Source organism: Couchioplanes azureus (assembly GCF_014648355.1).
Taxonomy (GTDB): Bacteria; Actinomycetota; Actinomycetes; order Mycobacteriales; family Micromonosporaceae; genus Actinoplanes; species Actinoplanes azureus.
The window spans coordinates 97429-119103 of record NZ_BMQY01000007.1 but is presented as its reverse complement, the minus strand read 5'-3'; the positions used below and the strand labels follow the sequence as shown (position 1 = coordinate 119103).

Here is a 21675-nt window from a genome sequence, read left to right as displayed (position 1 = left end):
GGGTCAGCGGTCCGGGTCGTGGACGATCACCTGGCGGATCACGTCGCCGCGGCCGAGGGACTCCAGGGCGTCGTCGAGCCGGTCGAGCGGGAGCCGGTGGCTGATCATGCCCTCGATGTCCAGCCGGCCGGCGCGCCAGAGGGCGAGCAGGCGGTCGAAGTCGCGCGGCGGGTCGGCGGAGCCGTACAGCGAAGGGATGATCCGCTTGCCCTCGAAGAGCAGCTCGAACGGGCTGAACTCGACCCGGTGCTCGGCGCTGCCGGCGCCGACCACGACCACCGTGCCGCCGCGGCGGGCGGCGGTCCACGCGCTGCGCAGCGTCTGCGGCAGGGCCACGACGTCGAACGCGTAGTCGAAGCCCTCGCCGCCGGTGAGCTCGGCGGAGAGGTCACCGAGCTGGTCCGGGTGGACCGCGTGGGTCGCGCCGAAGCGCAGCGCCACGGCGTGCTTGGCCGCGACCGTGTCCGCCGCGACGATCAGTGCGGCACCGGCGAGCCGGGCGCCCTGGATCGCGGCGATGCCCACGCCGCCGCAGCCGATGACCACCACGGTGTCTCCGGGCCGGACGGCCGCGGTGTTGACGACCGCGCCCACCCCGGTCATCACCCCGCAGCCGACCAGGGCGGCCACCTCGTACGGCACGTCCGGGGCGATCCGCACGGCGCCCGAGCGGGGCACCACGATCTCGCTCGCGAACGCGCCGCAGCCGGCCATCGCGAACGCCGGTGTGTCGCCGGCCAGGAAGCGCGGCGTGGCGTAGCCGGCCATCACATGGGTCACGCACAGGTGGGGCTCGCCGCGCCTGCAGGAGGAGCAGGTGCCGCAGGAGGGCAGCCAGTTGACGGTCACCCGGTCGCCGGGGGCGAGGTCGTCGACGCCCGGGCCGGTCTCGACCACCTCGCCGGCCGCCTCGTGACCCAGCACGGCCGGGACCGGCTGGGGCAGCGTCCCGCCGCGGGCCGACAGGTCGGAGTGGCACACGCCGGCCGCGCGGACCCGGATCCGCACCTCGCCGGGGCCGGGCCCGAGCACGGTCACGTCGTCGCGGATGTCGAACTTCTCGGCACCGATCGCGTGGAGCACAGCCGCCCGCATCACGCCTCCCCGGAAACTAGAACGCGTTCTACGCTAACGGGCGACACACCAGCCGAGCAAGCGATTGGGCAACCGCGCCCGGCGGTCGCCATAATGAGCCGGGTGACGACCGCCAGGAAGGCCGCGCTGCCCTCGGAGCGCCGCGCCCATCTGATCCAGCTCGCCGGCGACCTCTTCGCCGAGAAGGGCTTCCGAGCCACCACGGTCCGCGAGATCGCCGACGCGGCCGGCATCCTCTCCGGCAGCCTCTACCACCACTTCGACTCCAAGGAATCGATCGGCGACGAGATCCTGAGCGCGTTCCTCGAGGACGTGCTCGACGGATACCGCGCGGCGGTGGCCGGCTCCGAGGACCCGCGCGCCGCCATCGAGCGGATCGTGCGCTCCAGCGCCGAGACGCTGAACCGGCACCGGGCCGCCCTCGCCATGCTGGAGAACGACTGGAGCTACTTCAGCGGCCAGCCGCGGTTCGCGTACCTGCGCAAGGCGATGAAGGAGATCGAGAAGACCTGGGTGCAGCAGCTCGAACGGGGCAAGGAGACCGGGCAGTTCCGCGCCGACCTGGACGCCCGGCTGACCTACCGGCTGCTGCGCGACATCCTCTGGATCCCCACCTTCTGGCGGCAGGGGCGGGGCACGGGGTGGAGCAGCGAGCAGATCGCCGAGGGCCTCCTGCGACTGCTCTTCGACGGGATCACCACCCGCCCCTGAATCGACCGGAGCCGATCCCGGCGCGTCCTGTTACCCTACCCAAGCAAGCGTTTGGTTGCGGTATCCGGTTGCGGTATCCGGGAGGCCCGATGGGGCGGCTGGACGGCAAGGTGGCACTGATCACCGGCGGCGCGCGAGGGATGGGCAAGTCCCATGCCCGGCACTTCGCCGCCGAGGGCGCGCGGGTGGTGATCGGCGACGTGCTCGACGACCGCGGACGGGCCGTCGCCGACGGGCTCGGCGCACAGGCGTGCCGGTTCGTGCACCACGACGTGACCAGCGAGGCCGACTGGGCCACCGCCGTCGGCACCGCCCTGGACGCCTTCGGGCGCCTCGACGTGCTGGTGAACAACGCCGGCATCTTCCGGCATGCGCTCATCGGCGACATGGCGCCGGACGAGTTCCGCCGGGTGATCGAGGTCAACCTGGTGGGCTGCTGGCTCGGCGTCCACCAGGCCGTGGGGCCGATGACCGCGGGCGGCGGCGGCTCGATCGTCAACGTCTCGTCGATCGAGGGCCTCGCGGGGGCGGCCGGGCTGTCGGCCTACAGCGCCAGCAAGTTCGGCGTCCGCGGCATCACCAGGTCGGCCGCCCAGGAGCTGGGTCCGCTCGGGATCCGGGTCAACTCGGTGCATCCGGGCGGGGTGCTGACCGCGATGGCGGTCGCCGCGGGCGAGAGCATGACCGGGGTGGAGCCGGGCGCATTCCTCAAGGCCCTGCCGATCGCCCGCTTCGCCGAGCCGATCGAGATCTCGCGCCTGGTCGCCTTCCTCGCCTCCGACGAGTCCTCCTACTGCACGGGCGCCGAGTTCCTCGCCGACGGCGGCCTCCTGAGCGGACCGGGGTACTGACATGACCGACGCCCTGCCACTGTCCGGCCGCGTCGCCGCGGTCACCGGCGCCGCCAACGGTCTCGGTGCCGCCGAGGCCGCCGCGCTCGCCGCCGCCGGCGCCCGGCTGGTGCTCAACGACCTGAGCGGCGCGGACCTGGACGCCGTGGCCGAGAAGATCCGCGCCTCCGGCGGCGAGGCGGTGGTCTGCCCCGGCGACGTCGCGGAGTGGTCGACCGGCCAGGCCCTGGTGCGCCGGGCCGTGGAGTCGTACGGCGGCCTGGACATCCTGGTCAACAACGCCGGCGTACTGCGCGACCGCATGGTGTTCTCGATGTCCGAGCAGGAGTGGGACGCGGTCGTCCGGGTGCACCTGCGCGGGCACTTCGTCACCACCCGCTTCGCGACGGCGTACTGGCGGGACCGCAGCAAGGCGACCGGCGGCCCGGTGTACGCCCGGATCGTCAACACCTCGTCCGAGGCGTTCCTGCTCGGCTCGGCCGGTCAGCCCAACTACGCGGCGGCCAAGGGCGGCATCGTCGCGCTGACCGTGTCCACCGCGCGCGGCTGCGCCCGGTACGGCGTCCGCGCCAACGCGATCTGTCCCCGCGCCCGCACCGCGATGACCGGCGAGCTCATGGGCCCGGCGCCGCAGGGGCCGGACCCGATGGCCCCGGAGCGGGTCGCGCCGCTGGTGACCGTGCTGGCCGGCCCGGCCGGAGCGCGGATCACCGGCGAGGTCTTCGTGGTGCACAGCGACGTGGTGGCGGTGCTCGGGCCGCCCACCGTCCGGGCGGCGCTCCACGCCGCCGACGGGCAGTGGACGGCGTCCGAGCTGGACGCCGCGCTGGCGCCGCTGTTCCCGGGCTACCCGCCGCGGCCGGGGTTCGTCTGCGAGGAGACGCTGCCGCTGGCGCCCGGCACCTTCGGCGAGCAGCCGTGAACCAGCGCACCGCGGTGCGGATGCCGGCCGGCGAGGTCGCGGCGCTGCTGGCCGCCGGGCACAAGCTGCAGGTGGCCACCATCAATCCGGACGGCACGCCGCACCTGGTCACCATGTTCTACGGGCTGCGCGACGCCCGGATCGCCTTCTGGACGTACCGCACCTCGCAGAAGGCCCGCAACCTGGCCCGCGACCCCCGCCTGAGCTGTCTGGTCGAGGACGGCGACGGCTACTTCGAGCTGCGCGGGGTGCAGGTGACCGGCGTGGTGCGGACCGTCCGCGACCTGGCCGGGATCACGGAGATCGGCCGGCTGGTCGCGGCACGGATGCCCGGCGGCCCGCCCTCCGGCGCACTCGAGGAGTACGTGGAGCGGGCCGCCCGGAAACGCGTGGCCTATCTGGTCGAACCCCGCCGGACGGTCAGCTGGGACCACCGGCGGCTGCTCACATGAGCTCGTCGGTGGTGGGCAGCAGCACGGTCTTCACCTCGGTGTACGCCTCGACGGAGCCCCGGCCGCCCTCCCGGCCGAGCCCGGACCGGCCGAACCCGCCGAAGGCCACGTGCGGCTCGAGCTGGTATCCGTTGATCCCGACCGTGCCGGCCCGGACCGCGCGGGTCATCCGCCAGGCCCGCTTGACGTCGGCGGTCCACACCGTCGCGGACAGCCCGTAGGACGTGTCGTTGGCCAACCGGACGGCCTCCTCCTCGTCGGCGAACGGCACCACGGCCAGCACCGGGCCGAAGATCTCCTCCCGGGCGATGGTGGCGTCGTTGCTGACGTCGGCGAAGACCGCGGGGTTCACGAAGTTGCCGGCGCCGAGCTCGCCGTCGGGCCGGTCCCCGCCGCAGACCAGCCGGGCGCCCTCCTGCCGCCCACGCTCGACGTAGCCGAGGACGCGCTCCAGGTGGCGCTCGCTGATCATCGGCGCCGCGGTGGTGCCGGGGTCGAACGGGTCGCCGTAGGTGACCAGGCCGGCCATCCCCTCGGCGATCGCCAGGAACTCGTCGTAGACGTCGCGGTGGACCAGGGCCCGGCTCTGCGCCACGCACGCCTGACCGGAGAGCCCGAGCGTGACCGTGCCCATGGTGACCGTCGCGGCCGCGTACACCTCGGCGTCGGGGAAGACGATCGACGGGCTCTTGCCGCCGAGCTCGAGGCCGACCCGGGTGATGCCCTCCGCCGCGGCGGCCATCACCCGGCGGCCCACGGCCCGGCTGCCGGTGAAGGTGATCTTGTCGACCATCGGGTGGTGGATCAGCGCGTCGCCGGTGGGCTCGCCCGGTCCGGTCACGACGTTGAGCACGCCGGGCGGCAGACCGGCCTCCTGGATCAGCCGGGTCAGCCGCAGCAGGGCGAAGGTCGCGAACTCCGACGGCTTGAGCACCACCGTGCAGCCGGCCGCCAGGGCCGGTGCCAGCTTCTGTGCGGCCAGCAGCAGCGGCGCGTTCCACGGGACCACGGCGGCCACCACGCCGACCGGTTCGCGCAGGGTCAGCACGGCGTGGTCGCCGCCCTGGTAGGCCGGAAGCGTCTCGCCGCCCAGCTTGTCGATCCACCCGGCGTGGTGGTCGAAGACGTCGGCCACGCACTCCGCCGACATCGCGTACGCCTGGCCGAAGCTGAGCGGCATGCTGTTGTCGAGCGCCAGCAGGGTGTCCAGCTCGGCGGCGTGCGTACGGATCAGGCCGGCGACCGCCCGCAGCACCCGGATGCGCTCCTTGGCGCGCGAGCGCGGCCACGGCCCCTCGTCGAAGGCGCGGCGGGCGCTGCGCACGGCGGCGTCGACGTCGGCGGCCCCGGCCACCGCGAACTCGCCGACCTGCTCCCCCGTGGCCGGGTGCACATGGGTCCACGTACGACCGTCGGCGGCCGGACGCCACGCATCGCCGATGAGCAGCTCGCCGGCGGTCAGGCCGACCTCGTCCCGCCTCGACTTGATCGAGAGAACCATGAGACACCTCCGGCAGCAGGGATTGAAACACGTTCTACTTCTGCGGAGGGTACGCCGCGGCCCGCGGGTCTGCCAGATACCCGGGCCATTCGCCGCCGCCGTGCACGGCCAGCGCGGCACCGCTGAGATAGCCGGCCAGCGGTGAGGCCAGCAGCAGGCAGGCGCCGGCAACCTCGCCCGGCGTCGCGGCCCGGCCCAGCGGCACGGTGCGCGCCACCGCCCGCGGGTCCACCTGCGACCCCGGGGCTCCCGTGTCCACCGGACCGACGACCAGGGTGTTCACCCGCACCCTCGGGGCCCACTCCATGGCCAGGCTGGTCGCCAGATGGTGCAGCCCGGCCTTGGCCGCGCCGTACGCGGCGGCGCCGGGCGACGGGCGCACCCCGCTGACGCTGCCCACCATGAGGATGAGCCCGCCGTCCGACTGCTCCCGCATCACCGGGCAGGCCGCCTGGGAGACGTGCAACGGCGCCAGCAGGTTGAGCTCGAGGATCTTCGCGTGCAGCCGGGGCGAGGCGGAGTCCGCCGGGGCGCCCGGCGCTCCCCCGGCGTTGTTCACCAGCACGTCGAGGCGGCCGAACCGCTTGACCGCGGCGGCGACGAGCGCGGCGGCCTGCTCCGGGTCCCGCACGTCCGAGCGCACGAACCCGGCCGTCGCGTCGCCGGCCCGCGGCAGCTCGGCGGGCTCGTGCCGGCCACACACGAGCACCCGGGCGCCGGCGGACAGGAAGGCGCCGGCGATCGCGGCCCCGATGCCCCGGGTCCCGCCGGTCACCACCACGGCGCGGCCGGTGAGGTCCAGGGGGTCCATCCGCCGATCGTAGACCACCAAGCAAGCGCTAGGTTAGGCTGCCGGCGTGGGCGTACACCTGCATCCCGGCGCCGTCACCGAGGTGGTCCTCGACTTCCCGCCGGTCAACGCGCTGCCGGCGGCCGGCTGGACGGAGCTCGCCGGGGCCCTCACCGCGGCCGGCGCCGAACCGGGCACCCGCGCGGTGGTGCTGGCCGCCGAGGGCCGTGGCTTCTGTGCCGGCGTGGACATCAAGGAGATGCAGCGCTCCGCCGGGCACGACGCGCTGCTGGCCGCCAACCGGGGCTGCGCCGCGGCGTTCGCCGCGGTCTACGAGTGCCCGGTCCCGGTGATCGCCGCGGTGCAGGGCTTCTGCCTCGGCGGCGGCGTCGGCCTGGCGGGCAACGCCGACCTGGTCGTCGCGGCCGACGACGCCGTCGTCGGGCTGCCCGAGGTGGACCGGGGCGCGCTCGGCGCGGCCACCCACCTGTCCCGCCTGGTGCCGCAGCAGCTGATGCGGACGATGGTCTACACCTGCCGCCCGGTCTCCGCCCACGACCTGCACCGGTACGGCACGGTGCTCGCCGTGGTGCCCGCCGCCGAGCTGCGCAAGGCGGCCCGCGAGGTGGCCGAGGAGATCGCGGCCAAGGACCCGGTGGTGATCCGGCGGGCCAAGGAGGCCCTCAACGGCATCGATCCGGTCGACGTCAGGCGGTCGTACCGGTTCGAGCAGGGCTTCACCTTCGAGCTGAACCTCAGCGGCGCCGGAGACCGCGCCCGGCAGCGCTTCGTCGAGGGGCGGTGAGGCGTGGGGACCCGGATGTCCGTCGCGGAGGTGGTCGGCGAGCTGCGGTCCGGGATGACGATCGGGGTCGGCGGCTGGGGTTCGCGGCGCAAGCCGATGGCGCTGGTGCGCGCGATCGCCCGGGCCGGCCTGACCGGACTGACGGTGGTCGGCTTCGGCGGGCCGGACGTCGGGCTGCTGATCGCGGCGGGCTGCGTACGCCGGGTCGTCACCGGCTTCGTCTCGCTGGACAGCATCCCGCTGGAGCCGCACTTCCGCCGGGCGCGGCAGGAGGGCACGGTGGCGCTGACCGAGCTGGACGAGGGAATGCTCTACTGGGGACTGCTGGCCGCCGCCCACCGGCTGCCGTTCCTGCCGATGCGGGCCGGGCTGGGCTCCGACGTGCCGCGGGTCGTCCCGGAGCTGCGGACCGTGCGCTCGCCGTACCCCGACGGTGAGGAGTTCCTCGCCGTGCCGGCGCTGCCGCTGGATGCCGCGCTGATCCACCTCAACCGGGCCGACGAGCGCGGCAACGGGCGCTACCTCGGGCCCGATCCCTACTTCGACGACCTGTTCTGCCTGGCCGCGCGGCGCCGCTACCTGTCCTGCGAGCGGGTGGTGGGCACGACCGAGCTGGTGGACGCCGGGCCGCCGCAGGGCCTGCTGGTCAACCGGATGATGGTGGACGGCGTGGTGGCCACCCCGAACGGCGCGCACTTCACCAGCTGCGTGCCCGACTACGGCCGGGACGAGGCGTTCCAGCGCGAGTACGCGTCCGCCGCGGCGAGCCCGGCGGGCTGGGAACGGTTCCGCGAGACCTACCTGGACGGCGACGAGGACGACTACCAGAAGGCGGTGCGGGCACGATGAGCGAGCCGACCCGCGCGGAGGTCTGCGTGGTCGCGTGCGCGGAGGCGTGGCGCGGGGACGGCGCGATCCTCGCCGCCCCCATGGCGCTCGTCCCCCGCCTCGGCGCCCGGCTGGCGCAGCTCACCTTCGCCCCGGACCTCGTGCTGAGCGACGGCGAGGCGACCCTCGTGCACGGCGGCACGGTCGAGGGCTGGCTGCCGTACCGCGCGGTGTTCCAGGTGGTGGCCGCGGGCCGGCGGCACGCGATGATGGGGGCGAGCCAGCTCGACCGCCACGGCAACCAGAACATCTCCTGCATCGGCGACTGGTCCCGGCCGAGCGCCCAGCTCCTCGGCGTGCGCGGCGCGCCCGGCAACACCGTCAACCACGTCGTCAGCTACTGGGTGCCACGACACTCGCCGAGGGTCTTCGTGGAGCGGGTCGACATGGTCTGCGGCATCGGCTACGACCGGGCGGGCGCGCTCGGCGCGCCGGCCAACCGGTTCCACGAGATCCGTACGGTGGTCACCGACCTCGCCGTGCTGGACTTCGCCACCCCGGACCACCGCATGCGGCTGCGCTCGGTGCACCCCGGCGTCACCGCCGCCGAGGTCGCGCGGGCCACCGGGTTCCCGCTCGCCGCGCCGGCCGACGTGCCGCGGACCCGGCTGCCGACGGCGGCCGAGCTCGCCCTGATCCGCGACCTCGACCCGGAGGGGCTGCGGGAGAAGGAGGTGCGATGAGGACCCGCCTCACCGAGCTGCTCGGCTGCCGGCACCCCGTCGTGCAGACCGGCATGGGATTCGTGTCCACACCCGCGCTGGTGGCCGCAACCTCGGCCGCGGGCGGCTTCGGCATCCTCGCCTCCGCCGCCCTGAGCCTCGACGAGCTGCGGGCCGCCGTCCGCGAGGTCCGGCGGCGCACCGGCGCGCCGTTCGGGGTGAACGTCCGCGCCGACACCCCGGACGCCGCGGACCGCATCGACCTGCTGGTCCGCGAGCGGGTACGGCTGGCCTCCTTCGCCCTCGCGCCGAGCCGGGAGCTGATCCGCCGCTGCGCCGACGGCGGCGTGCTCACGATGCCCTCGGTCGGCGCGCTGCGCCACGCCGAGAAGGTGCACGGCTGGGGGGTGGACGCGGTGCTGGTGCAGGGCGGGGAGGGCGGCGGGCACACCGGGCCGGTGCCCACCACGCTGCTGCTGCCCCAGGTGGTCGACGCCGTGGACGTGCCCGTGGTGGCGGCCGGCGGCTTCTTCGACGGCCGGGGGCTGGTGGCCGCGCTGGCGTACGGCGCCGCCGGCATCGCCATGGGCACGCGCTTCCTGCTCACCTCGGACAGCCCGGTCGGCGCGGAGGTCAAGCGCCACTACCTGGCCGCCCAGGTCACCGGCACGGTGGTCACCACCCGGGTCGACGGCGTGCCGCACCGGGTGCTGCGCACCCCGTTCGTCGAGGCGCTCGAACGCTCCGGGCGCGTTTGCGGCCTGGTCCGGTCGCTGCGGCACGCCGCCGCGTTCCGGCGCGAGACCCGCCTGTCCTGGGCGGCGCTGCTGGGTGCGGGTCGCGCCACCCGGCGGGCGCGGGGGCTGTCGTGGGCGCAGACGGTGATGGCGGCCAACACCCCGGCGCTGCTGCGGACCTCGATGGTGCACGGGCGGCCCGAGTCCGGGGTGATGCCGGCCGGCCAGGTGGCCGGGCTCATCGACGACCTGCCGTCCTGCGCCGAGCTCATCGACCGCATCATGAGGGAGGCGGAGGACCGGCTCGCCGCGCTCAGGCACACGGCGTCGAAGCCGCCGGGGCGTACGCCTTCCTCGGGGAGTGCACAAACCTGCCGATGAGACTGCGTTTTCGTCGTTCTTCTGCGGCGGAAGCCAGGCGGTTTAAGCGTTTTGTCGGCGGGTAGCCGGGGTCGAACCCGACGCGCCCCCGGTCGCGGTGCACCGATACGTCGGACGGGGCGCGATCCCACACGGAGGCTACCCGTGACGCAACTGGCAACCCGAGAAGCAGCGAACGACAGGCAGGACGAGGTGCAGCGGCGGGGCCGCGGGCTCGGCTGGATGAGTCTGGGGCTGGGTGTCGCACAACTGGCGGCGCCGGAGACAGTGCGCCGGCTGAGCGGCGTGGACGACTCTGCGACCTCGCGGGCGGTGGTGCCGCTGGTCGGGGCGCGGGAGCTGGTCCACGCGGCCGGGCTCCTGACGAGCCGGCGCAAGAGTGCGTGGGCGTGGACCCGGGTGGTGGGCGACGCGATGGATCTGACCGCGTTGGGGATGGCCCTCGCCCACCGGGGCGGGCGGCGCCGCCGACGGCTGCTCGCCGTGACCGGTGCCGTCGCCGGGATCACCGTGCTGGACCTACTGACCGCCGTACAGGCCACCAGAGCGAAAGGCGCCGGTGCCCGGGGCACACGCCAAGGAGGACCCATGGAGTTGACGGCCACGACGACCATCCGTAAACCCGCGTCGGAGGTGTACGCGTTCTGGCGTGATCTGGAGAACCTGCCGACGTTCATGGCGCATCTCGAGCAGGTCCGCACCACCGGCGACCGCACGAGCCACTGGGTCGCCGACGCCCCGTTCGGCAAGAACGTCCAGTGGGACGCGGAGATCGTCGACGAGGTACCCGGTGAGAAGATCGCGTGGCGCTCGACCGGGCACGCCGACGTGCCGAACGCCGGTACGGTCCGGTTCGTGCCGGCCCCGGACGCGGTGAGCACCGAGGTCCACGTCGTGCTGACCTACGAGATTCCGGGCGGCGCGGTCGGCAAGGCGGTCGCGAAGTACTTCGGTGAGGAACCGCACCAGCAGCTCGACGACGACCTGCGCCGGCTCAAGCAGGTGCTGGAGACCGGGGAGGTGGTCCGCTCCGACGGCGCCCCGTGGGGCAAACGGGCCCGCAAGGAGTTCCCGCAGCGTCCGGCGCAACCGCTGTCGGACGCCGAACTCGCGAAGGGAGAGGACGCGTGAAGGCGACCACCTGGGCGGGCCGTAACAAGGTCGAGGTACGTGACGTGCCGGACCCGAAGATCCTGAACAAGCGCGATGCCATCGTACGGATCACCTCCACCGCGATCTGCGGCTCGGACCTGCACCTGGTCGACGGGTACGTACCCACCATGCAGGACGGCGACATCATGGGCCACGAGTTCATGGGCGAGGTGATCGAGGTCGGGTCCGGGGTGCCCGCGGACAAGCTGCGCGTCGGCGACCGGGTCGTCGTGCCGTTCCCGATCGCCTGCGGCGCCTGCGCCGCCTGCGCGAACGAGATGTACTCCTGCTGCGAGAACTCCAACCCCAACGCCGGCATCGCGGAGAAGATGTTCGGCCACCCGGTCGCCGGGATCTTCGGCTACTCGCATCTGACCGGCGGTTTCGCCGGCGGTCAGGCGCAGTACGCGCGGGTGCCGTTCGCCGACGTCGGCCCGCTGAAGATCGAGTCGGACCTGACCGACGAGCAGGTGCTGTTCCTGTCCGACATCCTGCCCACCGGCTACATGGGCGCCGAGATGTGCGACATCGCGCCCAGCGACGTGGTGGCGGTGTGGGGCGCCGGCCCGGTCGGCCAGTTCGCCATGGACAGCGCCCGGGTGCTGGGCGCCGCGAAGGTCATCGCCATCGACAAGGAGCCGTACCGGCTGCGGATGGCCGAACAGGCCGGACACATCGCGATCAACTTCGACGAGGTCGACGTGCGCTCGCGGCTGCTGGAACTCACCGGTGGACGCGGCCCGGACAAGTGCATCGACGCGGTCGGCATGGAGGCCAGCCACGGCGCCGCGCACCTGCACGCCTACGACCGGATCAAGCAGGCCGTCCGGTCGGAGACCGAACGCCCGCACGCCCTGCGCCAGGCGATCATGTCGTGCCGCAGCGGCGGCGTGGTCTCGGTCGTCGGCGTGTACGGCGGTTTCCTCGACAAGTTCCCCGCCGGCGCCTGGATGAACCGGTCACTGACCCTGCGCACCGGCCAGTGCCACGTCCAGCGCTACATGAAACCGCTGCTGCAACGCATCGAACGCGGCGAGATCGACCCGACCCGCATCATCACCCACCGGCTACCGCTCAACGACGCCCCGCACGGCTACGACATCTTCAAGAACAAACAGGACAACTGCGAAAAGATCGTCCTCAAGCCCTGACGCCCGCCCGCATCGGGCCACCGCGGCGAGCACGGTGGCCCGATGCTTCAGCTCACCGGAACCTCGTGACCGAAGACACCGGCGTCGGCGTCGGCGGGCCGGTCCCGTCTGCCGGTCGGGCACTCCCCGGTTCTGGCGGTGAGCAGACTGTGGACCTGGTGCAGGAGGTCGTCGTTGTTCAACGGTTTGGCCAGGTAGGCGTCGGCGCCGGCGGCGGCCGCAGCGCCGGCGTCGGGATAGAGGTCGGCAGACAGCATCAGAACCGGTGTGTCGCTGGTGAGGGCATCGGCGCGCAGGATCCGACAGGTGTCGGGGCCGTCGTCGTCGCGCAGGTTCAGGATCACCAGGTCCGGTCCTTGCCGCTGGGCGGTCTCGAGGATCGATCGGGGGTCCGCTGCGGTGATCACATGGTAGCCGGCGCGCCGGAAGAGCATGGTGAACGCGATGCGGATGTCCGTGTCGATCTCGCCGAGCAGGAGGGTGGCCATGACGGGCACGCTTTCCAGAAGAGCGGTCCGGCTCTTCCTGGCACGCCGGCGGTGAGCGCCTCGGTTGAGGCGTGACATGTCGGATGCCTCGGACTCTACTCCTTTCCGGCGGCTGCCATCACTGATCGTGACATGCCAGCGCTGCGGCCGGGGCCGTGAGGCTGCCGACCCTTACCGGGGACGCCGCCGAGAAGCGTATATTTTGCCTGGTAGCGCGGCACCGGCTGCCGGTTCTGTGCTCGACGTTGGTGACGGGGTGATCCGGTGACCGGATTGTTGATCGATCACGCTGTGCTGTCGGATGCATCTCGACTGGCATCCGTCCGGCGGGCGGAGCTGGCGCTGCCGGGCCGGGCGGTGTCGGCGGACGCGGCGGCGCATCTGGCGGCGCGGGCGTTGGCGGCGCCGATGGGGTTCGTGACGCTGGTCAGCGACGGTGCCATCCGGTGTGCCGGCCTGTTCGGCGCGCCCGACGAGCTGATGATGTCGCGAACGTTGCCGCTGACCGGGTCGCTGTGTCCCCTGGTCGCCAGTGCAGGCCGCCCGTTGGTGCTCAGCGACCTCTCGACGCATCCGGAGTACGCCACCTTCGCCGCGGTCGTGCGCTACAACGTCCAGGCGTATATCGGTGTACCGCTGCGCGACCGGCGCGGCAGGCCACTCGGGGCGGTCGCCGCCGCCGACACCGCTGCGCGGTCGTGGACCGACGACGACCTCACGGCGTTGCAGCAACTGGCCGAGATGCTGGGCCCGCTGCCCGAGGGCGATCCGCTGACCGATCACCACGCCGGCGCCGCGGCGGTGCTCGACGCGCTCGGTGAGTCGTTGGTCAGCCTGCACGACGACGGCCGGATCTCGGAGTGGAACGCCGCCGCGACCGGCATGTTCGGCTGGTCACTGGGGGAAGCGCTCGGGCGGTCGGTGGAACACCTGATGCTGTCGGCCGGTGACTGGACCCGGATTCGCGCCGCGGCCGGTGACTGCACCACCGGGTCGCCGTGGCGGCAGCAGTGCAGCGCCCGGCACCGGGACGGTCACACCTTCCCGGTCGAACTGCTCGTCACGACTCTGGACACACCGAGCGGACGGCGGTGGGGAATGGTGCTGCTCGACGGCGCCGAACGCGCCGCAGCCGACCGGCTCTCCGTGCGACGATCCGGCTTCCTGCACGCCGTACTCGACAGCCTCTACACCGGAATAGCCGCCTGTGACGCCGACGGCCGCATCGTCCTGATCAACCGGGCCTTGCGGCAGGCACAAAGTCTGCCTGGCGACGGCCCGCCGGTCGACGTCGCCGAGTGGGAGAACGCCTTGTTCACGCCGGACGGTGCACCGCTGCGCCCAGGCGAGGGGCCGCTGACGCGCGCGTGTCAGGGCAGTGTGGTCCGCGGTACCGAGGTGGTACTCAAAGCCGCTGACACGCCGGCGTTGACCTTCGCCGCCAACGCCGAACCCATGCGCGAGCCCGACGGCACGCCGGCCGGCGCCGTGGTCGCTTTGCACGACATCACCATGCAACGGCGCGCCGACCGGTTCCGGAGCTGCGAGCTCCAGGTCGCCACCATTCTCAGCGGCGCGGACGAGGTCACCCAGGTCGGGCCGCAGATCGTCCGGGCCGTGGCGCAGACGCTGCGCTGGCCGTACGCGGAACTGTGGTTGCTCGATCCGGTGAGCGACACCCTGCGCAACGTCGGGCACTGGCTCACGCCCGACGTGCACATCGACGACCCGCTGAACGGTCCCGTCGTCGAAGGCCAGGGCATCACCGGCACCGTCTGGGCCGACAACCGTCCGGTATGGGTGCGGGACGTCGCCGACACCACGGGTTCGGGACCCGCCGTGCCGGCCGACCTCGCCGCGGCGTGCGCGCGCGCCGGGCTGCACACCGCCGTGGGCGTACCCATCGGCGACGGTGCCGTGGTCGGCGTGCTGACCTGTTTCGCCGACAGTTGTCAATACGACGAGGCGGAAATCGTCAGCGGACTGGCCTCCGTCGCCGGGCACATCGCCCGGTTCCTTTCCCGTGCACACATCGAGGGCCTCGCCGCGCAACTGGACCGTACCCGCGACGACTTCATCGCCCTGGTCGGCCATGAAATGCGTACGCCGCTGACCTCGATCGGCTCCTACATCCAGTTCCTGCTGACCGACGAGCACCTCGACCCGGAGCTGCACGAGATGCTCAGCGCGGTGGACCGCAACACCGCCCTGCTCACCGCCATCGTCGACGACCTGCTCGACCTCGCCGCGCTGCAGAGCGGCCGAGCCTGCCTACAACTGCGCCCCACCGACGTCACCACCCTGGTACGCGACAGCCTCGACGCGATCCGGCCTGCCGCCCACGCCAACCACGTCCGCCTCACCTTCAACCTGCCTGACCACCTCACCATCGACGCCGACCCGCAACGACTGCGCCAGGTCATCGACAACCTGCTGTCCAACGCCGTCAAGTACAGCCCCGACGGCGGAGCCGTCCACGTCAGCCTGACCACATCGGCCGACACCGTCATACTGAGCGTCTGCGACACCGGTATCGGCATCCCGACCGAAGAACGCACCCACCTGTTCCGGACCTTCTTCCGCGCCACCAACGCCCGCCACACCAGCATTCCGGGCACCGGCCTCGGCCTGGTCGTCACCCACGCCATCGTCGAAGCCCACCACGGCCTCGTCACCGCCACCCACAACGACCCCGGCACCACCTTCACCATCCGACTCCCCGCAACCGCCGCCGCCACGGACTAGTGCCGCGCAGCACGGAGCCGGCCAGACTGCACCGCGGCCGCGCCCAGCCCTCTGCTGGTCTCGCGCGACCGCCCGGCTGGTGCCGGAGGAGGAACGGCAAGCTCAGCAGCGCTCGATGACCGTGACGTTCGCCTGTCCCCCGCCCTCGCACATGGTCAGCAGGCCGTAGCGCCCGCCGGTGCGTTCCAGCTCGTGCAGCAGCGAGGTGAGCAGCCGCGCGCCGGTGGCGCCGAGCGGATGCCCGAGCGCGATCGCGCCGCCGTTGACGTTGACCCGCTGCGGGTCGGCGCCCGTCTCGCGCAGCCAGGCGAGCACCACGGCGGCGAACGCCTCGTTGACCTCGCACAGGTCGATGTCGCCGATCGCCAGCCCGGTGCGGCGCAGCGCGTGCGCGGTGGCCTCGAACGGGGCGGTGAGCATCAGGACGGGATCGTCGCCGCGGGCGCTGAGGTGGTGGATCCGGGCGCGGGGCCGCAACCCGTGCGTGCGGACGGCGGCCGCGGAGGCGACGAGCAGGGCGGCGGCACCGTCGGCGAGCTGGCTGGAGGTGGCCGCGGTGGTGACGCCGTCCGGGCGCAGCGGTGCGAGCGCGGCCATCCGCGCGGCCGAGGTGTCCCGGCGCGGGCCCTCGTCGGTGCCGCACCCGTCCAGCGGCGCGATCTCGGCGGTGAACCGGCCCTGGTCGATCGCGCGGATCGCCCGCCGGTGGCTGGTCAGCGCGTACGCCTCCAGCTCCGTGCGGGCCAGGCCCCACTTGGCGGCGATCTCGTCGGCGCTGCGGAACTGCGAGATCTCCCGGTCGCCGTAGCGGGCGGTCCATCCGGCGGAGCCCGCGTACGGCCCGTGCGGGGCCATGGCGGCGCCGATCGGCACCTGGCTCATGCTCTGCACGCCCCCGGCCACGACGAGGTCGGCCGTGCCGCTCAGCACCGCCTGCGCGGCGAAGTGGACCGCCTGCTGGGCGGAACCGCACTGCCGGTCGACCGTCACGCCGGGCACGTGCTCGGGCAGCCCCGCGGCGAGCCAGCTGGTGCGGGCGATGTCGCCGGACTGCGGGCCGATCGTGTCCACACAGCCGAAGACGACGTCGTCGACGGCGCCTGGATCGACACCCGTGCGTGCCAGCAGTGCGCAGATGACGTGCGCGCCCAGGTCCGCCGGGTGGACCGCGGACAGCGCGCCGCCGCGGCGGCCGACGGGGCTGCGGACGGCACCGACCAGAAACGCCTCCACGGTTGACGCCCTCCGCCCCATCGTCTCTACTAGAACCTGTTCTAATCTAGCGGATCGGGGCATGCCATGCACGTGGGATACACGCCGGAGCACGTGCAGCTGCGCCGGCAGCTCCGGGCGTACTTCGCCGACCTGATGACGCCGGCGCTGCGCGCGGCACTGACCGACGAGAACGGCGAGTACGGCGACGGCCAGGCGTACCGGAGCGTGGTGCGCCAGCTGGGGCGCGACGGCTGGCTGGCGCTCGGCTGGCCGGTGGAGCACGGCGGTGGCGGGCGGTCCCGGATGGAGCAGCTCGTCTTCGCCGACGAGGCCGCGATGGCCGGCGTCCCGGTGCCGTTCCTGACGCTCTACACGGTCGGCCCGACGATCATGCGCCACGGCACGCCCGCGCAGCGCGCCGAACTGCTCCCGCGGATCGCCGCCGGCGAGATCCACTTCTCCATCGGCTACTCCGAGCCGGACGCCGGCACCGACCTCGCGGCGCTGCGCACCCGGGCGGTCCGCGACGGCGACCACTACGTCGTCACCGGCCAGAAGATGTGGACGAGCCTGATCCAGTACGCCGACTACGTGTGGCTCGCCTGCCGGACCGATCCGGACGCCCCCCGGCACAAAGGGCTGTCCATCCTCATCGTCCCCACCGACGCGCCCGGCTTCTCCTGGACGCCGGTGCGCACGGTGGCCGGGCCGACCACCAGCGCGACCTACTACGCCGACGTCCGGGTCCCGGCGACCGCGCTGGTGGGCGCGGAGAACCAGGGCTGGCGGCTGATCACCGACCAGCTCAACCACGAGCGGGTGGCGCTCACCCCGGCCGCGCCGCTGCGCCGGGCGCTGCGCGAGGTCGCCGACTGGGCCGGGCAGACCCGGCTCGGCGACGGCCGGCGGGTGATCGACCAGGAGTGGGTCCGGCTGCACCTGGCCCGGGTGCACGCCCGTACCGAGGTGCTGAAGCTGTTCAACTGGCGCACGGCGTCCGACGGCGACGGCACGCTCGCCGCAGCCGGGGCCTCGGCCGGCAAGGTGTACGGCACCGAGCTGGCGGTCGAGGCGTACCGCCTGCTCATGGAGGTGCTCGGCCCGGCCGCCACGGTCCGGGCCGGCTCGCCCGGCGCGCTGCTGCACGGCCGGATCGAGCGCATGCACCGCGCGTCGCTGATCCTGACGTTCGGCGGCGGCACCAACGAGGTGCAGCGGGACATCATCGCGGCCGGGCCGCTCGGCCTGCCCGTGCGCCGATAGGGGTGCTGACGTGGACTTCTCGGTGAGCGACGAGGCGCGGGAGCTGGCCGCCCTCACGCGGGACCTGGCGGCCTCCGGCCGTCCGCTGTGGCCGGCGCTGGCCGGCGCGGGCGTGCTCGCCGCCGCCCTGCCCAAGCGGGCCGGCGGCGAGGGGTACGGGCTGCCGGAGCAGTGCGCCGTCCTGGTCGAGCTGGGCCGGGCCGCGGCCGCCGTGCCGTACCTGCCGTCGATCGTGGTGGCGGCCGGCACGCTGGCCCGGTTCGGCACCGAGGAGCAGGTGGGCCGGTGGGCCGTGCCGGCGAGCCGGGGCGAGATCGTGCTCACCGCCACGACCGGCACGGTGACCGCCGAGCGGGTCGAGGACGGCTGGCGGCTGGACGGCACGGTCCCGTCCGTCCCGGCGGCGCCCGCCGCCGGTCTGCTGCTGGTGCCGGCGGCCGAGGGGATCTTCCTGGTCAGGCCGGACGACGACGGCGTCACCGTGGAGGAACAGCAGGTGGCCGGCGGCCCCGGCGCGGGCCTGCTGCGGGTCGCCGGCACGGTCGTCGCCGGCGACCGGCTGCTCGCCGACCCGGCGGCGAGGCCGTGGCTGGCCGCGTCCGCCACGGTCGGCACGTGCGCCGCGCAGCTCGGCGTGGTGGAACGGGCCCTGGAGATGACCGCGGAGTACGCGCGCACCCGGGTCCAGTTCGAGCGGCCGATCGGGGCGTTCCAGGCCGTCGCCCAGCGGCTGGCCGACGCCTACATCGACGTCGAGGCCCTGCGGGTCACGCTGTGGCAGGCCGCCTGGCGGCTCTGCGAGCACCAGAGCGCCGCCGCCGAGGTCGCCACGGCCGGCTTCTGGGCCACCGAGGCGGGGCACCGGGTGGCGCACACCGCGGTGCACGTCCACGGCGGGGTCGGCATCGACGCCGACTATCCGCTGCACCGGTACTTCCTCGCCGCCAAGTACCACGAGTTCCTGCTGGGTGGTGCCACGGCGCAGTTGCTGGCCCTCGGCGACACCCTGCGGTCGCCGGTCGAACGTGCGGGGGTCTTCGAATGAAGTTCACCCTCGGCATCGCGCTGAACCCGCTGGACCAGCTCGCCGAGCTCGCCCGGACCGCCGAGGAGTGCGGCTTCTCGGCGATCGCCCTGCCGGACTCCATCTTCTACGGTGAGCACGCCGGCGCGGCCTACCCGTACACCTCGGACGGCCGGCGGTTCTGGACCGCCGACACGCCGTGGGCCGACCCGATGGTCACCGCCGCGGCGCTGGGCGCGGTCACCGGGCGGATCCGCTTCTACACCCAGGTCCTCAAGCTCGGGCCGCGCAATCCGGTGCTGCTGGCCCGCCAGGTCGGCTCGGTGGCGAACCTGACCGGCAACCGGTTCGGCCTCGGCGTCGGGCTCGGCTGGAATCCCGAGGAGTCGCTGTGGTGCGGCGCCCCGTTCGCGGAGCGGGCGGGCCGGGCCGACGAGGCGATCGAGGTGCTGCGGCTCATCCTCGGCGGCGGCATGGTGGAGTACCACGGCAAGCACTTCGACTTCGGCCGGTTGCAGATGAGCCCCGCGCCGAGCGAGCCGGTGCCGATCTACGTGGGCGGGCACGCCGAGCCGGCGTTGCGCCGCGCGGCGCGCACCGGCGACGGCTGGACCTCGGCCATGATCCGCTTCGACGACCTGGCGGATACCATCGCGCGCCTGGCCCGGTGGCGCGGCGAGTACGGCCGCGACGGCGAGCCGTTCGAGATCCAGGCGGTGTGCGTGGACGCCCCCGGCCTCGACGGCTTCCGCCGGCAGGCCGACATCGGGGTCACCGACGCGATCGTGATGCCCTGGCTGGCGCAGCGGATCGGCTTCGACGCGCCGGTGGCCGCCAAGGTGGACTCGCTGCGCCGGTTCGCGGACGAGATCATCGGCCCGATGGGCTGACGCCGGGGTGGGCGGCCAGGTAGTCGCCGAACGCGTCGTCCACCTCGGCCGCGGTCAGCCCGAAGTCGGCGAGCTCGTACCGGTGCGCGGGGCGCGCGGGACCCGAGCGGCTCCGGGCGTGCAGCGCCTCCATCGCGGACCGCCCCTGCGGGGTGAGCGGGAGACCCAGCCGGTCGTAGATCGCCGCGACGGTCCCGAGCGGATCGGCCACGAAGTGGTCGTAGCCGACGTCGACGAAGTGCTCCGGGGCGTGCCGCGCCCGGTCGGCGAGGAACCGGCGCACGCCCCGCGACCAGAGCGCGAGCTGCCCGCGCCCGAGCGTCGCGCCGGCGAACCGCTCGGACCAGCCGCGCGCGGCCCGGGCGTTCAGGCTGCACACCGACGCGATCGCGGTGCGCGGCGCCCGGTGGGTCTGGATCACCACGGCGTCGGGATAGGCGCCCAGCAGCGCGTCCAGGGCGAACAGGTGGCTCGGGTTCTTCAGCACCCAGCGGCGGTCGCGGTCGGGCAGGCCGATCAGTTGCAGGTTGCGCCGGTGCCGGCGGTAGGCCGCCGCCCAGTCCTGCGCGGCGAGCCAGGCGGAGTACGACGGGATGTGGGCCAGGCACTCGAAGGACACCGACCGCATCGACTGGCACAGCAGCCGCCAGCACTCCTCGACCTGGTCCGCGGCGGTGTAGTGGATGCCCGTGAACTCCGGGTCCGACTCGTGGTGCGCGGCGAACCCGGCCTGCAGCATGGCGTAGACGGGATGGGACTCCCAGTCCCGGCGCGGCGGGCGGGGCTGCGGCGCCTCGGCGAGCCAGAGCTCGAGGCCCTGGTGGGCCGGGTCGGCGGCGAGCAGGCGGTGCAGGGCCGTGGTGCCGGTGCGCGGCAGGCCGGTCACGAAGATCGGGCGAGTCACGGCCACCGACGCGTGCTCCGGACGCTGCCGCCAGGCGGCCTCGCTGAGCAGTCGGGACACCAGCGCCGCGCGGACCATCGCCCGGGTCGCCTTGCTGCCGGCCGGGGTGAGGGCACTCTCGCTCGCGTACGAGGCCAGCAGCACCCGCAGGCCGTCGAGGTAGTCGTCGCCGCCGAAGTCGTCCAGGCCGGTGAGCCGGGTGGCCGCGGCGTGCAGGTCGTCGACCGTACCCACGTCGGTGCGGGTGGTGTGCATGCCGCTCCCCCGGGCTCAGTGGTGGAATTCTCCGCAGTTGACGTCGAGGCACTGGCCGGTGATGCCGCGGGCGAGGTCGGAGGCGAGGAAGAGGACGGCGTCGGCGATCTCGTCCGGCTCCGGCAGCCGGCGCAGGTCCGTGGTGGCCGCGGTCTCGTCGTAGATCTGCCGGGCCGGCACCCCGCGCCGGGCGGCCTGGTGGTCGAACCAGGCCCGCAGGCTGTCCGCCCAGATCCAGCCGGGCGCCACCGAGTTGACCCGGACGCCGTGCGGGCCCAGCTCGCCGGCCAGGTTCTGCGCCACGGCGAGCAGCCCCGCCTTGGCGAGCTTGTACGGCCCGAACGGGTGCCGGGAATGCCGCAGCACCGCCGAGTTGACCATCACCACCGAGCCGCCGGACGTTACCAGCGCCGGGGTGAGCAGCCGGGTCAGCCGCAGCGCGGCGAGCACGTTGGTCTCGAAGCCGGCCCGCAGGTCGTCGAGGTCCACCGTGCCCAGGCCGCGCATCGGCGGCATCACGAAGGCGTTGTTCACCAGCGCGTCGACCCGGCCGAACCCGGCCAGCGCGGCGTCGGCCAGCCGCCGGGCGGCCGCGTCGTCGGTGAGGTCGGTGGGCACGGCCAGTGCCCGGCGGCCCGCGGCGGTCACCTTCCCCGCCACCTCGGCCAGGAAGGATTCGGTGCGGGCGGCCAGCACCACGTCCGCGCCGGCCTGCGCGGCGCGGACCGCGACGGCCCGCCCCAGCCCCGGCCCGACCCCGGCGACCAGCACGACCTTGTCCGCCAGCATCGCG

At 73.6% G+C, this 21675-nt stretch carries 21 protein-coding genes; 14 read left to right on the top strand and 7 right to left on the bottom strand.

Features of this window, described 5'->3' with window-relative positions; translation table 11 throughout:
• Positions 1-3: 3 nt before the first annotated feature.
• Entirely contained in the window at positions 4-1095 is a 1092-nt protein-coding gene (locus tag IEY99_RS24175) for a Zn-dependent alcohol dehydrogenase (RefSeq protein ID WP_189206349.1), read from the bottom strand.
• A 102-nt stretch (positions 1096-1197) separates the two neighbouring features.
• Between IEY99_RS24175 and IEY99_RS24170 the strand changes: the two genes are divergently transcribed.
• The 4 genes from IEY99_RS24170 to IEY99_RS24155 all read left to right on the top strand — a co-directional run bounded on the left by IEY99_RS24170 (position 1198) and on the right by IEY99_RS24155 (position 4031).
• Entirely contained in the window at positions 1198-1806 is a 609-nt protein-coding gene (locus IEY99_RS24170; RefSeq protein ID WP_189206348.1) for a TetR/AcrR family transcriptional regulator, read from the top strand.
• Between the two features lie 89 nt (positions 1807-1895).
• Complete coding sequence (locus IEY99_RS24165; protein WP_189206347.1) at positions 1896-2657, top strand: glucose 1-dehydrogenase; 762 nt, start codon at positions 1896-1898, stop codon at positions 2655-2657.
• A 1-nt stretch (position 2658) separates the two neighbouring features.
• Complete coding sequence (locus IEY99_RS24160) at positions 2659-3579, top strand: SDR family NAD(P)-dependent oxidoreductase (RefSeq protein ID WP_189206346.1); 921 nt, start codon at positions 2659-2661, stop codon at positions 3577-3579.
• Positions 3576-4031 carry a pyridoxamine 5'-phosphate oxidase family protein gene (locus IEY99_RS24155; RefSeq protein ID WP_189206345.1) on the top strand — a complete coding sequence of 152 codons (456 nt, stop codon included), beginning with the start codon at positions 3576-3578 and terminating at the stop codon, positions 4029-4031. Before IEY99_RS24160 ends, IEY99_RS24155 begins: the two co-directional genes overlap by 4 nt.
• On the opposite strand, the gene IEY99_RS24150 is transcribed toward IEY99_RS24155, so the two are convergent.
• Entirely contained in the window at positions 4024-5532 is a 1509-nt protein-coding gene (locus IEY99_RS24150; RefSeq protein WP_189206344.1) for an aldehyde dehydrogenase family protein, read from the bottom strand. The genes IEY99_RS24155 and IEY99_RS24150 overlap by 8 nt on opposite strands.
• Before the next feature lie 34 nt (positions 5533-5566).
• Positions 5567-6343: an SDR family oxidoreductase gene (locus IEY99_RS24145; RefSeq protein WP_189206343.1), complete on the bottom strand. Its 777-nt coding sequence runs from the start codon at positions 6341-6343 to the stop codon at positions 5567-5569.
• A 46-nt stretch (positions 6344-6389) separates the two neighbouring features.
• Between IEY99_RS24145 and IEY99_RS24140 the strand changes: the two genes are divergently transcribed.
• The 6 genes from IEY99_RS24140 to IEY99_RS24115 all read left to right on the top strand — a co-directional run bounded on the left by IEY99_RS24140 (position 6390) and on the right by IEY99_RS24115 (position 12098).
• Positions 6390-7127 (top strand): enoyl-CoA hydratase family protein, encoded by a 738-nt coding sequence (locus IEY99_RS24140; protein ID WP_189206342.1) that lies wholly within the window; start codon positions 6390-6392, stop codon positions 7125-7127.
• Positions 7128-7142: 15 nt separating this feature from the next.
• Complete coding sequence (locus IEY99_RS24135) at positions 7143-7976, top strand: CoA transferase subunit A (protein WP_189206341.1); 834 nt, start codon at positions 7143-7145, stop codon at positions 7974-7976.
• The gene (locus tag IEY99_RS24130; RefSeq protein ID WP_189206340.1) at positions 7973-8698 is read left to right on the top strand and encodes a CoA-transferase subunit beta; all 726 of its coding nucleotides are present in this window, start codon (positions 7973-7975) and stop codon (positions 8696-8698) included. The genes IEY99_RS24135 and IEY99_RS24130 overlap by 4 nt, the downstream gene beginning before the upstream one ends.
• On the top strand, positions 8695-9795 hold the full coding sequence (locus tag IEY99_RS24125) for an NAD(P)H-dependent flavin oxidoreductase (RefSeq protein ID WP_189206339.1): 1101 nt from the start codon (positions 8695-8697) through the stop codon (positions 9793-9795). Before IEY99_RS24130 ends, IEY99_RS24125 begins: the two co-directional genes overlap by 4 nt.
• A gap of 144 nt (positions 9796-9939) precedes the next feature.
• Positions 9940-10926, top strand: a complete 987-nt coding sequence (locus IEY99_RS24120) for an SRPBCC family protein (RefSeq protein WP_229799194.1) — start codon at positions 9940-9942, stop codon at positions 10924-10926.
• Positions 10923-12098 (top strand): zinc-dependent alcohol dehydrogenase, encoded by a 1176-nt coding sequence (locus tag IEY99_RS24115; RefSeq protein ID WP_189206338.1) that lies wholly within the window; start codon positions 10923-10925, stop codon positions 12096-12098. Before IEY99_RS24120 ends, IEY99_RS24115 begins: the two co-directional genes overlap by 4 nt.
• 47 nt (positions 12099-12145) lie before the next feature.
• Here IEY99_RS24115 and IEY99_RS24110 read toward each other — a convergent pair whose 3' ends face one another.
• On the bottom strand, positions 12146-12586 hold the full coding sequence (locus tag IEY99_RS24110) for a response regulator (RefSeq protein ID WP_189206337.1): 441 nt from the start codon (positions 12584-12586) through the stop codon (positions 12146-12148).
• A 264-nt stretch (positions 12587-12850) separates the two neighbouring features.
• Between IEY99_RS24110 and IEY99_RS24105 the strand changes: the two genes are divergently transcribed.
• Positions 12851-15331, top strand: coding sequence for a sensor histidine kinase (locus IEY99_RS24105; RefSeq protein WP_189206336.1), 2481 nt, complete (start codon positions 12851-12853; stop codon positions 15329-15331).
• Between the two features lie 102 nt (positions 15332-15433).
• Here the strand turns inward: IEY99_RS24105 and IEY99_RS24100 are convergent, their stop codons facing one another.
• Complete coding sequence (locus IEY99_RS24100) at positions 15434-16585, bottom strand: acetyl-CoA C-acetyltransferase (protein WP_189206335.1); 1152 nt, start codon at positions 16583-16585, stop codon at positions 15434-15436.
• Positions 16586-16630: 45 nt separating this feature from the next.
• Between IEY99_RS24100 and IEY99_RS24095 the strand changes: the two genes are divergently transcribed.
• The 3 genes from IEY99_RS24095 to IEY99_RS24085 are packed head-to-tail and all read left to right on the top strand — an operon-like array spanning position 16631 to position 19723.
• The gene (locus tag IEY99_RS24095) at positions 16631-17809 is read left to right on the top strand and encodes an acyl-CoA dehydrogenase family protein (RefSeq protein ID WP_189206334.1); all 1179 of its coding nucleotides are present in this window, start codon (positions 16631-16633) and stop codon (positions 17807-17809) included.
• A gap of 10 nt (positions 17810-17819) precedes the next feature.
• A complete protein-coding gene (locus IEY99_RS24090; RefSeq protein WP_189206333.1) occupies positions 17820-18854 on the top strand; it encodes an acyl-CoA dehydrogenase family protein in 1035 nt (344 codons plus the stop codon).
• The gene (locus IEY99_RS24085; RefSeq protein WP_189206332.1) at positions 18851-19723 is read left to right on the top strand and encodes a TIGR03619 family F420-dependent LLM class oxidoreductase; all 873 of its coding nucleotides are present in this window, start codon (positions 18851-18853) and stop codon (positions 19721-19723) included. The genes IEY99_RS24090 and IEY99_RS24085 overlap by 4 nt, the downstream gene beginning before the upstream one ends.
• Here IEY99_RS24085 and IEY99_RS24080 read toward each other — a convergent pair.
• Complete coding sequence (locus IEY99_RS24080; protein WP_189206331.1) at positions 19704-20882, bottom strand: sulfotransferase family protein; 1179 nt, start codon at positions 20880-20882, stop codon at positions 19704-19706. The genes IEY99_RS24085 and IEY99_RS24080 overlap by 20 nt on opposite strands.
• Positions 20883-20897: 15 nt before the next feature.
• On the bottom strand, positions 20898-21671 hold the full coding sequence (locus IEY99_RS24075) for an SDR family oxidoreductase (protein ID WP_189206534.1): 774 nt from the start codon (positions 21669-21671) through the stop codon (positions 20898-20900).
• Positions 21672-21675 lie beyond the last annotated feature (4 nt).